The 11314-nt window shown below is 64.8% G+C and carries 11 protein-coding genes; 1 reads left to right on the top strand and 10 read right to left on the bottom strand.

Annotated elements, in window-relative coordinates; all coding sequences use genetic code 11:
* The 3 genes from ABTZ43_RS15205 to ABTZ43_RS15215 form a co-directional block, all read right to left on the bottom strand.
* Positions 1-349 (bottom strand): hypothetical protein (locus ABTZ43_RS15205; protein ID WP_350539405.1); only part of this gene is annotated, 349 nt, incomplete at its 3' end.
* Positions 349-1809: a class II fumarate hydratase gene (gene fumC / locus ABTZ43_RS15210; RefSeq protein ID WP_350539406.1), complete on the bottom strand. Its 1461-nt coding sequence runs from the start codon at positions 1807-1809 to the stop codon at positions 349-351. The genes fumC and ABTZ43_RS15205, both read right to left, overlap by 1 nt.
* A gap of 19 nt (positions 1810-1828) precedes the next feature.
* The gene (locus ABTZ43_RS15215; RefSeq protein WP_350539407.1) at positions 1829-2557 is read right to left on the bottom strand and encodes a DUF1275 family protein; all 729 of its coding nucleotides are present in this window, start codon (positions 2555-2557) and stop codon (positions 1829-1831) included.
* 158 nt (positions 2558-2715) lie between these two features.
* Between ABTZ43_RS15215 and ABTZ43_RS15220 the strand changes: the two genes are divergently transcribed.
* Positions 2716-3927, top strand: a complete 1212-nt coding sequence (locus ABTZ43_RS15220; RefSeq protein WP_350539408.1) for a cupin domain-containing protein — start codon at positions 2716-2718, stop codon at positions 3925-3927.
* 120 nt (positions 3928-4047) lie between these two features.
* Here ABTZ43_RS15220 and ABTZ43_RS15225 read toward each other — a convergent pair whose 3' ends face one another.
* The 7 genes from ABTZ43_RS15225 to ABTZ43_RS15255 all read right to left on the bottom strand — a co-directional run.
* Entirely contained in the window at positions 4048-5433 is a 1386-nt protein-coding gene (locus tag ABTZ43_RS15225; protein WP_350539409.1) for an NAD(P)/FAD-dependent oxidoreductase, read from the bottom strand.
* A gap of 8 nt (positions 5434-5441) precedes the next feature.
* On the bottom strand, positions 5442-6587 hold the full coding sequence (locus ABTZ43_RS15230; protein ID WP_350539410.1) for an ABC transporter ATP-binding protein: 1146 nt from the start codon (positions 6585-6587) through the stop codon (positions 5442-5444).
* The gene (locus ABTZ43_RS15235; protein WP_350539411.1) at positions 6587-7372 is read right to left on the bottom strand and encodes an ABC transporter permease; all 786 of its coding nucleotides are present in this window, start codon (positions 7370-7372) and stop codon (positions 6587-6589) included. The genes ABTZ43_RS15230 and ABTZ43_RS15235 overlap by 1 nt, the downstream gene beginning before the upstream one ends.
* Complete coding sequence (locus ABTZ43_RS15240) at positions 7369-8214, bottom strand: ABC transporter permease (RefSeq protein WP_350539412.1); 846 nt, start codon at positions 8212-8214, stop codon at positions 7369-7371. Before ABTZ43_RS15240 ends, ABTZ43_RS15235 begins: the two co-directional genes overlap by 4 nt.
* Positions 8199-9230, bottom strand: a complete 1032-nt coding sequence (locus tag ABTZ43_RS15245; protein WP_350539413.1) for an extracellular solute-binding protein — start codon at positions 9228-9230, stop codon at positions 8199-8201. The genes ABTZ43_RS15240 and ABTZ43_RS15245 overlap by 16 nt, the downstream gene beginning before the upstream one ends.
* Positions 9231-9247: 17 nt before the next feature.
* Positions 9248-10588, bottom strand: a complete 1341-nt coding sequence (locus ABTZ43_RS15250; RefSeq protein WP_350539414.1) for a 2Fe-2S iron-sulfur cluster-binding protein — start codon at positions 10586-10588, stop codon at positions 9248-9250.
* Positions 10585-11314: NAD(P)/FAD-dependent oxidoreductase (locus tag ABTZ43_RS15255; protein WP_350539415.1), on the bottom strand; the 730-nt coding region annotated here is incomplete at its 5' end. The genes ABTZ43_RS15255 and ABTZ43_RS15250, both read right to left, overlap by 4 nt.

Consider the following 11314-nt stretch of genomic DNA (forward strand, 5'->3'; position numbering starts at 1 on the left):
GCATCTTCTTCGCCTCGGCAAGTGCCGTCGCAAGATCGGACTCGCTCGCCGATCCGGCACCCACCTTGTCGATTGCTCGCATGAGCGTGGCGACGGCATTCATGGCGATTCCGGTCGGGGGCGCGACAACAATGCGGGGATCCGAGGCCACGCCGGTGCCGCGTTCGGCGAGCGTCACAGACGTCCAGGCCGGAACGAGCTCCACATCGGTACCCAGGCCGTGGTTCATCCGGTCGACGGCGGCGAGCGTTACCGAGGTGGACTCGCCTGAGGCTTGGAGCGTCGCCGACGCGCTGGCGATGAGGTCGTGCCTCGTCGCCAGCGCGTCGGCGTCATTGTGCAGCTGCATCAGGCTCCGCCGACTCCGCGACCGACGAGGCCGGCCGGCACGACGATGGAGTCGAACTGCTCGGCGGTGACCTTGCCGGATGCCAGCGCCGCTTCGCGAAGCGTCTGGTCTTTCGCCAGGGCGTCCTCTGCGATGTGGGCAGCGTTCTGGTATCCGATGACAGGGCTGAGCGCTGTCACAAGCATCAGGCTCTCGCCGACGTAGGAGCTGATCTTCTTCTCGTTCAGTTCCGTGCCCGACACCGAGTATTCGAGGAACTTCGCCATCCCGTCGCCGAGGATCCGCGCGGAGTGGAGGAAGTTGTTGATGATGATGGGGCGCATCGCGTTCAGCTCGAAGTTGCCCTGCGAGCCCGCGAATGCCACAGCGGCGTCGTCTCCGATGACCTGGATGGAGATCATCACGATTGCCTCACACTGGGTCGGGTTGACCTTGCCCGGCATGATGGACGAGCCCGGTTCGTTGGACGGGAGCACGAGTTCTGCGAACCCGGTCCGCGGCCCGGAGGCGAGCCAGCGCATGTCGTTGGCGATCTTCATCAGCGACACGGCAAGTCCGCGCAGCGCCGCGTGAGCGCGGACCATCGCGTCCAGCGAGCCCTGCGCCTCGAACTTGTTTGGGGCGGTGACGAACTTCTTGCCTGTCAGCTCGGCGATCTTCGCCGCGACCTGCACCGAGAAACCCTCGGGCGCGTTCAGGCCTGTACCGACAGCGGTTCCACCGAGGGCGAGCTTCAGCAGATCGTCACGGCTGTGTTCGATGTCGCGAATACCCGATTCCAGCTGCGCCGCGTAGCCTGACCACTCCTGTCCAACGGTCAGCGGAACAGCGTCCTCGAGGTGGGTGCGGCCGATCTTCACGACGTCCATCCACTGCTTGGATTTGCGTTCGATCTCTGCGTGCAGTGCCCGCAGGCTCGACAGCAGCCGGTCGTCGAGTTCTGTCAGCGCGGCGACGTGCATCGCCGTGGGGAACGAGTCGTTGCTGGACTGAGCCATGTTGACGTCGTCGTTCGGGCCCACGGGCTCCTGGGTGCCGAGCTCGCCACCGAGAAGCTGGATGGCCCGGTTGGAGATCACCTCGTTGACGTTCATGTTGCTCTGCGTGCCGGATCCGGTCTGCCAGACGTAGAGGGGGAACTCCTCGTCTAGGTCGCCGGCGATGACCTCGTCGGATGCCTGGACGATGGCCTTCGACTTCCAGGGGGCGAGACGCCCGGCGTTCTCGTTCACGAGTGCCGCGGCCTTCTTCACGACGCCGTACGCGCGGTAGACCTCGATGGGCATGTGGTCGTGGCCGATGGAGAAGTGCTGCAGGGAACGCTGCGTCTGTGCGCCCCAGTAGCGTTCGGCGGGAACGTCGACAGTTCCCATGCTGTCGAACTCGCTTCGCTGGCCCGTCTGTCCGGTTCCGATGGGCACGTTCTGGTACTCGGGGGTGTTCGCGTCGGTGGTGGTCATGGGGTGCTCCTTCTCGTTTTCAGGGGGTGGGGTTGTTCTGAGTTGGGTCGATGGGGCCACGCGCCGACGATGCCGCGATGAACAAGATGAGGAGAACGGCTGCGGCGGCAGCGAGCGACGCTCCGGACCACAGCTCGTCGATGGCGAAGCCCGTGCCGCCACCGACCACGAAAGCGATGAGTACAGCTACGTAGGCGCCGGCAGGTCGCATGTGCGCTTCACCGTCGTCGGATATTCGTCGGCCCACAGCCCGGGCAACGAGGCTTGCGGCCATCTGGACGACGGAGGTCACGGCGATGTTGCCGTAGAGCATGCCGGTCTCGCGGTGGAAAGCATTGCCCTGGACACCCGCGATGAAGCTGACCGCCCATGCGACCGCCCACGGGCTGAGGCCCGTTGTCGCGGTGAGTGCCGCGAGGAGTGCCACGACCACGACTTCGAAGACGAGGACTTCGGCGGAGTACGGCTTGTCCTCGCGTGCGCGCCACAGAACGTAGATACTGCAGACGAACGCACCCAATGCGAAGACGAGGACACTGGTCGCTGCGAGGAGCACACGTCCCTGGTTGCCCTCGGCAATGAAGTAGCCGATGGACAGCAGGTTTCCCGACTGGACGGTCGCGAACGTGCCCACCTGCCCGAACGTCCACGCGTTGAGAAGCCCCGAGACGAGAGCGAGCGCGACCGCTGCCGGAGCCGTCTCCAACAGAGGGTAGTGGCGGGTGAGGGTGGGGACTGACTGCGTCATGGGGCCTCCTGAGTGGGTGCGTATTCATGAAAATGCCGATTGCGCTGACTCCCTTGCGACGAGAGTCGAGTGAGCATTCGTCACGATTCGATGCGGTCGGAGCTCCCCGCTCGGCAGACTCCTCAGTACCGTCCGGAATCGTCACGAAGGAGCACTACATGGACACGTCCGAGAGCCCCGAGGTGGGTCACGAAGTCCCCTCGCTGGGTAACCCCGATCTGCCACAGGAGGGGGAGGTGAACATCGCCGACCGCCCGCAGAGCAACACGATGACCGGTCCGCAGAACGAGGTCATCGAGTCGCAGTTCCCGAATCAGATGCACGCGCCGGCGACGGACATCAGCACGCAGCCGTTCTTCTGGTCGTCGTTCAACATCTCACCCCGCCGGGTGCAGCGCGGCGGGTGGGCGCGGGAGCTCACGAAGCAGGACTTCCACATCTCCGACGAGATCGCCGGGGTCAACATGTACCTCGAGCCCGGCGGCATCCGCGAACTGCACTGGCACCAGACCGCCGAATGGGCCGTGATGACCCGCGGCAAGGCGCGCGTGACGACTCTCAGCAGGTCGGGTCTCCCCGCCGTGGAAGATGTCGAGGAAGGCGACCTGTGGTTCTTCCCCGCCGGCACCCCGCACTCCCTGCAGGGACTCGGGCCCGACGGCGCGGAGTTCGTGCTGGCGTTCGATGACGGCGACCAGTCGGAGTCGAACACACTGCTGCTGACCGACTGGTTCGCCCACACCCCGCCCGAGGTCCTCGCGAAGAACTTCGGCGTCGCCCAGGAGGTCTTCTCCGACATCCCCCTGCACAACCTCTGGATCTTCCCCGGCGAAGAACCGCCCGCCCTCGATATCGACCAGACCGCCGCGGGCGTCGAGTGGGGCATGGAGCCCGTCATCTTCCGCCTCTCGCGGTCGAAGCCGCTGTATGAGAACTCCGGCGGATCCATCCAGATCGCCGACTCCACCAACTACGCATACTCGAGCACGGTCGCTGCAGCGCTCGTGACGGTCGAGCCGGGGTCGATGCGGGAGCTGCACTGGCACCCGAACGCCGACGAATGGCAGTACTACCTGCGCGGCTCCGCCCGCATGACCGTGTTCAACACCGGCCCGCATGCGAACACGACCGATTTCCGTGCGGGCGACGTGGGTGTCGTGCGGAAGAACTTCGGGCACTACATCGAGAACACCGGTGACGATGTGCTGCAGTTCCTCGAGGTGTTCCGTACCGACAGGTATGAGGAGATCTCGCTCGCGAACTGGCTCTCGCATGTGCCGCCGCAGCTCGTCGCCGCGCACCTGAACATCGACCCCGCGGTGCTGGCCACGTTCCCCCACGGAGCTCAGGGCATTACGCCTCTGCGCTGATTCGGGAAGAGCAGGGGGTGTGAAGCCGAATGGCTACACACCCCCTGTTCGCACCTTGATTGCGAGCTACCGGTCCTCGAACGCCATCTCTCTCCGCCCTTGAGGACACCGAGAGCGGGATCAGCGGCCAGCGATGCGATCCGCAATCCTCGCAATCGGAGAGGTGCGGTCGCCGCCGCGCGCTGCCTCGTGCCAGTCCGCGACGGCGTACGCGCGATAAAGACCATTTGCACCGATCCAGCGAAGCGGCTCCGGCTCCCACTTGCGGGGACGAGACCGGATCCAAGGTATGCGACGCTCAGGGATATCAGTGCCCGTGATGAGGGCAGCGACGCTGTCACCGGCGACCTTCGCCGCAGTCACTCCCTGGCCCGCGTAACCTCCGATCTCGTAAATCCCGTCACCGTGGTCCTCGACAATCGGGCTCCAGTCGCGCAGCACCCCGAGCACCCCGCACCATGCATACTCGGCGAGCGTGTTCGCATTCGGGAAGAGCCCGGCGAGCATCGATTCGAGCGCGTGGATGGTAGAGGTGTCTACTTCACCGCGATGGTCAGTTCGCGAACCGAAGCGGTACGGTTTGCCCCGCCCGCCGATGATGATTCTGTTGTCAGCTGTGCGCTGGCCGTAGAAGTACGTGTGCGCGGCACCGGAGATTCCAGCCCGCGACTCCCAACCGATGCTCGCCCACGTCGACTCGGGAAGAGGGGCGGTGGCGATCATCGCGCTGTTGAGTGGAAGTACGTCCCGCCGCCGCCCGGGCTGTTCCACGGTGTATCCCTCCGTGGCAATGACGATGGACCGAGCCGTAACCGTGGATTGTCCTACCTGCAGCCGGCCAGGGGCGATGTCGGTGACTCGGCTCCGGGTGAAGATCTCCACTCCGGCCGCGAGCACGAGACCCGCCATTCCGTAGAGCAGCTTCAGCGGGTTGATGCGATAGCAGTCTGGTGAGCTGAGCGCCCCCACCCCGTGCGAGATGTCGATCTCTCCGGCCAGTTCGCGTGAGTCCAGCCAACGTAGGTGATCCTCGTTGATGCCCCAAGAGCGGTACGAGCGCAGAGACGCCTGCAGGCGGGCGGCCTCGGCCTTTGTGCGAGCGATCTGCAGCCACCCGCCGTGCTCGGCGTCGATGTCGATGCTGTTGTCGGTCATCAGCTGGACGATGTCGTGCATTGCCTGCTCCAGAAGTCCGTCGACTTCCTTGACCGCATCCCGTCCGGCGGTCTTGGCGAGTACGTCGCGCATTCCGACCGTCTTCGCCGATAGCCATCCGCCGTTCCGTCCGGAGGCTCCCCGTCCGAGCTCTTCGGCTTCAAGGACGACCACTCGCGAGGAGGGCGAGAACCGCTTCATAGCGAGCGCTGTCCATAACCCCGAGTATCCGCCACCCACAATGGCGACGTCGGCATCGAGGTTCTCCGTCAACTTAGGCGTCAGGGGTGGAGCCTGGGTCCCGTGCGCCACCCAGAATCCGAAGTCACCATTGCGGACCGCGTCGGGCACGTTCGGCATCATCGCGCCTGGCGGCCGTGACGTGGAGCCGCGACCGTCGTTGTGGTGGTCGCCGGCACCGGGATCGGCCCCGATACGAGGGTCGCGTCGCGTGGATCCCAGCTCGCGGTCACCGTGTCTCCTGGTCGGATTGCGTCGGTCGGGCGCGCGCGGTCGACCCGCACCTCGATCTCCTGACCGTTGAGGGTAGAGATGAGGTACTTCACCGCGTTCCCGATGTAGATCGCCTCAGAGACGGTCCCCCGCACGCTGGGGCCCTCCGGGCTGTCGGACGACGCGGAGGCCTCCAGCCGCATCCGCTCTGGGCGGATGACAAGAACGGCGTCGCGGCCCTCGGCGTAGTCCTGGCCCACATGCGCGCACGCCCATCCATCACCTTGCAACATTCCCCCGGCTTCGCGAACACATGGCAAGCGCACGGACTCGCCGATGAAGTCTGCGACAAAGAGGTTCTGCGGCCGCTCGTAGAGGTCCTCGCTTGTTCCCAGTTGCACGATGCGTCCTTCGTTGTACACGGCGATCTGGTCGCTCATCACGAGGGCCTCCTCCTGATCGTGCGTGACGTACACGATGGTGGAGGCGGTCTGACGGCCGAGTCTCATGATCTCGATCTGCATGGTCTCCCGGAGCTTCTTGTCCAACGCTCCGAGCGGTTCGTCCATGAGCAGCAGGTCGGGCTCGAACACCATCGCGCGCGCCAAGGCCACACGCTGTTGCTGCCCGCCGGAAAGCTGCTTAGGCAGACGATTCGCCCTCTTGCCGAGCTCTACCATCTCGAGTGCCTCCATCGCGCGACGGCGAGCGTCGCGTCGCGGGACCCCGCGCATTTCCAAGGGAAAGGCGACGTTCTGTAGCGCACTCTGGTGCGGGAAGAGCGCGTAGTTCTGAAAGACCACGCCGATGTCGCGTTTGTAGGGGGCGAGGCGGGTGAGGTCGCGGCCGCCGAGCTCTACGGATCCCGAGTCGGCATCCAAGAAACCGGCGATGATGTTCAGGGTGGTCGTCTTACCTGACCCAGACGGCCCCAGCATCGTGAGGAATGTGCCGGGTTCGAGAGACAGGGTCACGTCGTCGACCGCGATGGAATCGCCGAAGCGCTTGGTGACGTTGCGGAGTTCGAGTCGCGGCTTGTCGGTGCTGCTCATTATCTCTGTCCTTTAGTGAGGCGGCGGGTCGTAACCAGTGCGATGAGCGAAAGCACGGTGAGAAGGACGCCGATGGCGGCGAGCGTGGGCGTGACTTGCGTGCGCACCTGGCTCCACATGAGCACGGGGAGTGTACGGGTGCTCGCGTTGGTCACGAAGATCGAGATGACGACTTCGTCCCAGGAACTGACGAAGGCGAATAGCGCGCCGCCAAATACTCCGGGTGCCATCAACGGCAGGAGTACGCGTCGGAAACGCACCCACGGTGAGGCACCCAGGCTGGCGGCAGCTCGCTCGAACACCGGGTCGACCTGGCTGAGGCTCGCGGAGACGGTGACGACCACGAAGGGCACGCTCAGGATGGTGTGGGCGGCGATGAGGCCCGGGAGGGTCCCGTCGAGGTACCACCGCAGGTAGAGCACATAGAGCCCGATCCCGATGATGACTGGAGGGATGATGAGCGGACTCAGGAGAATCCCGAGCACGATGAGACGCCCGCGCTCTGGGAGGCGCTGGATTCCCATCGCCGCCGCGGTGCCGAGCACCGTAGACAAGATCGTTGTGCCTATAGCCACCTGCAGGCTCGTAAGGGCTGCGCGACCCCACGAAGGATCAGTCACGAGGTTCTGATACCACTGCGCTGTCCACCCGTCTCTGAAAACGCCGAGCGTGGACGAATCATTGAACGAGATGGGGATGATGATGAGCGTCGGCAGTATGAGGAACAAGGCAACGAAGGCGACGAACACTCCGAGCACGGCGTGACGAACAGTGATCCGGCTCATGAGATGCCTTCCTTGCGTCGCAATGAGCGCACGCCCAGCAGAAGGGCGAGCGAGATGAGAACCCCGGCGAGGAGAACCATTCCGAGCGCGCTGGCCGTGACTGGACCGAACCGAGTGACCTCGTTGACGATGGTCTCGCCGATCATCGTGCTGTCCACGCCGCCGAGAAGCGCGGGGGTGATGTAGAAGCCGAGTGATAGGACGAACACGAGGATCGCTCCGGACAGGAGTCCGGGCATGCTGAGGGGAAGGAAGACGCGAGCGAACCGGCGCCATGGTCCGGCGCCGAGGCTGGACGCGGCTCGAAGCGCGGACGGGTCGATCTGCCCCATGGTCGTGATGAGAGGCAGCACCATGTAGGGCAGAAGCACGTGCACCATGCCGATCAGCACGCCCAGCGGCGTCCGGATGAGCGCGAGCGGTTCCTGGGTGAGGCCGAGAGCAATCAGGGCCTGGTTGATGAGGCCCGAGTCTTGCAGGAGACCCACCCACGCGAAGCTGCGAACGAGCAGGCTCGTCCAGAATGGCAACAGCACGACCGCGAGGAGCACAAGCCGGATGCCCGGTCCTGATCGGGTCAGCGCGTACGCGAAGGGGTAGCCGATGAGTGCGCAGGCGATGGTCGTCAGGACCGCTGTCCGGATGGTGTTCAGGAAGACCGTGCCATACACCGGTGAAGTGAAGACGGAAGCGTAGGTGTCCGCACCGTCACGGAAGCTCGTGCTGATCATCAGGATCAGCGGCACGATGAAGAAGATGGCGGCGAAGGCCCCGGCGGGCAGGATGAGGAACCATCCTGCTCGCCGAGTTGTCCGCGCTTGGTTTCCTAGCTGACCAGCCATGCCTGGAATTTCTTGTCAACGTCCTGCGCGTTCGCGCCCCACCAGTCGTCGTCGATGTCCACCCGGGTGTCCAGGTGGTTGGTCGGACGGTTCTCGTTTGCTGTCACAGAGGGATCCTCGGCTGCTTCGGCATTCACCGGGCCGTAGTCCGAGAGGCCTGCAAATGTGAGCTGCGGGTCTTTCTGCAGCGCGGCGGCCAGCAGGTCCTGAGCGGCGCTGGCACCGGGCGCTCCCTTGGGGATGACCCAGTAGGCGTCGACCTGGAGCCACGTGTCCCAGTTGATCGTGATGGGAGTCTGCTTGCCCGCGTCTACTGCTCTCCCCACCCAGACCAGACCGATGGCACCCTCGCCGGATTCGAGGAGCTGCTGCGACTGGGCGGCGGTATCCCACCACACGATGTCGTCCTTGATGGTGTCGAGCTTCTCGAGCGCGCGGTCGACATCGAGCGGGCAGAGGTCATCGGGTGCGACACCGTCTGCGAGCAGTGCGGCCTCCAGCACGCCGCCGGAGACGAGCTTGCTGAAGATGCGTTTGCCGGGGAACTTTTCGGTATCGAAGAGATCGGCCCATGAGGTCGGCGCCGTCGTGAACTCGTCTGACCGGTAGGCAATGACACTTGCTTCGATGTCGGCAGCGACGCGGTACTTCTGGGCGGCGCCGTCAACGAGCGCGGACTTGTCGATCTTGTCGTAGTCGATGGGCTCCAGGTAGTCGGCGTCCGCCTCCGTTCCGAAGTCGTTGGCAACGAGTGCAAGATCCCACGTGGGGCGGCCATTCTCGACCATCGTGCGCAGCTGCGCGTAGTCGGTCGGGCTGTCCTCCGTAACAGTGATTCCGGTGTCGTCGGAGAACGGTGCGAAGAATGCTTCCGACTGGGCTTCTTGATAGGCACCGCCGTAGCTCACCACGGTGAGCTCGGTGGGTTCGGAAGATGGGCTTCCGCTATCGGAGGCGCAGCCGACGAGCGTGAGCGCTCCGACGGCGACGATGGCGACGGTGCTGAGTAGCTTCATGCGATTCATTGCAGTCCTCACTTCTGTGTTGGGTGTTGGAGGGAGACAGCGGACTTCGGGTGTGCGACGGATGCTGGAAGAGTTTGGCGGATAGTGGTGGTCGTGCGACGCAGGTCGGAGGTGTGGTCGCCAGAAGCGGTGCCGACAACGGTGAGTGCCATCCCGTCCGCGCCTTCTTCGTCTGCGTACATCGCTTGGAGGACGATCTCTTCGGCGGGCCGTCTCTGAAACGCGAGCACGAGCGCGTCCGCTCGGACGGCGACTCGGCTGCCGGCACGACGGTAGACGATGGATTTCACCCGACCCCAGCCTCTGACGCGGATCAGCTGCGTCCCAGATTCGGCGGCAGCGTGCGTGCGGCTTATGTTGCTCCTGGTGTCGAGGATGCGCGCGACGGTGTCGCCCTGATTCCGCAACGCCTCGGCTACTTCGTACCCTCGGTCAGAGTCGGTCGCGATCACGACGCGCTGCCCGAGCGGACGTCCGGTCTCTCGACGCAGTTTCAGCGCGCCGTCTGCAAGGTAGATTCCGGGGCGGTCATTGTTCCGGAAGAGCGGAGCCGTCTCGTATCCGCCTGTCGCTACGACCAGATGGGTTGCTGCGATCTCCCAGCGGGTCCTCCCGGAATTCACCAGCACCGTGTCGTCGAGGACGCCGAAAGCCACCCCGGAGATCGTACGGATTCGCGAGTCGTCGCCGACCGCGGCGCGTAGCGAGGCCATTGCGTTCGACCGAGGGCCGCTCGAGCCGTCGACGCCGATGACCTCTTCCGTGCGTACATCGGCGCGCGCGGTCGGAATCGCCCGCTCGACGAGAAGCACGGACCGTCCCATCTCTGCCGCGGAGAGCGCGGACTGAAGGCCGCTCGCGCCCGCTCCTACGACGACGACGTCCGCGTCGACCCGCTCGACCCTGACCGCGCGCGCCGCGCGGACCGCGTTGGGCGAGGGAAAGCGTCCACCTCCCGCGAGGTGTTTGAGGGCACGTCCGGAGAGCCTGCTCAGACGTGGTGAGCGAGTGAACAGGCGGAATTGGAAGCCTGCTGGAATCCACTTCGCGATGAAGTCAGCCGCGCGGAAGATGTCGAAGGATGTGTTCGGCCATCCGAGCTCGCGCTTCACTACGTCATCCTGCTCCAGCTCGGTGGAGCAGGACTCGACTCCCGGGAGCCCGTTGACGTTGAGAGGGCAGTCTCCGCACGCGGAAAAGCCGCACGTGTAACCGCGCGGGCGGTGGTACTTCACGCCGCGACTTAGAGTTCGGACATCGTGAGACGCAAGCGCGGCAGCGATACTCATGCCGGGGCGGCCGGTGAGTTGCCGTCCTTCGAACGTGAAGACAATCGTGTCGTCGCTCATGCTGTCTGCTCCACGACGAGGGATCCCTCGGTGATCCAGCGCTTCTCGCGGACACGCTCGATATTGAAGGGGGCGATGCGGCGGTCGCGCCTTCCGGTGTCGATGTAAGCGGCGAGAAGTTCGCCGGCGGCTGGCGCGCCCATGAAGCCGTACACCCATCCGACGGAGAGCACCACGTTCTCGAGCTCGGGAACTGGTCCGAGGATTGGGGCGAGGTCGGGAGTCTGGCTGACGGTGCCTGCCCAGTGCCGCAGCAGCCGCACTCCCGCTAATGCGGGAAACAGTCGGGTGAACTTCGTTGCCATGTCCCGGACCATCGTCCAGGTGCCACGCAGGCTCGTCGTTTCGTCAACGTGGGCGAGTTCGGTGCCACCGACGAACTCGCCACGCATCGTCTGATGGCAGTACCCGAGCATCTCGAGCGCTGCGACTGCCGGGCCGAGGAAAGGCTTCACGGGTTGGGTGACGATCATCTCCAGCCGCGCTGAGGTAATGCCTAGCTCGATTCCGAGCATTCGGTCAATCGAGGGAGCATCGCCGCCCGCCGCGTTGACGAGCGTGCCGCAACCGATGCGGGTGCCGTCATTCAGCGTGACCGAAGTCACCGATCCGACTGAGATATCCGCGTCGACTACTTGGCGCCCGCCAACAACGTGAACGCCTCGTGCGGCCGCTCTCTCTAGGTATCCGGCGACAACGGAATCGTGGTGGGCGAATCCGCCGTGA

This window comes from Microbacterium sp. NPDC097977 (assembly GCF_040302605.1).
Taxonomy (GTDB): domain Bacteria; phylum Actinomycetota; class Actinomycetes; order Actinomycetales; family Microbacteriaceae; genus Microbacterium.

Excerpts from the sequence above, each read along its gene's own strand:
- ABTZ43_RS15250 (WP_350539414.1), bottom strand. The coding sequence starts at position 10,588 with ATGAGCGACGACACGATTGTCTTCACGTTCGAAGGACGGCAACTCACC.
- fumC (WP_350539406.1), bottom strand. The coding sequence starts at position 1,809 with ATGACCACCACCGACGCGAACACCCCCGAGTACCAGAACGTGCCCATC.
- ABTZ43_RS15245 (WP_350539413.1), bottom strand. The coding sequence starts at position 9,230 with ATGAAGCTACTCAGCACCGTCGCCATCGTCGCCGTCGGAGCGCTCACG.
- ABTZ43_RS15230 (WP_350539410.1), bottom strand. The coding sequence starts at position 6,587 with ATGAGCAGCACCGACAAGCCGCGACTCGAACTCCGCAACGTCACCAAG.
- ABTZ43_RS15220 (WP_350539408.1), top strand. The coding sequence starts at position 2,716 with ATGGACACGTCCGAGAGCCCCGAGGTGGGTCACGAAGTCCCCTCGCTG.
- ABTZ43_RS15240 (WP_350539412.1), bottom strand. The coding sequence starts at position 8,214 with ATGGCTGGTCAGCTAGGAAACCAAGCGCGGACAACTCGGCGAGCAGGA.
- ABTZ43_RS15235 (WP_350539411.1), bottom strand. The coding sequence starts at position 7,372 with ATGAGCCGGATCACTGTTCGTCACGCCGTGCTCGGAGTGTTCGTCGCC.
- ABTZ43_RS15215 (WP_350539407.1), bottom strand. The coding sequence starts at position 2,557 with ATGACGCAGTCAGTCCCCACCCTCACCCGCCACTACCCTCTGTTGGAG.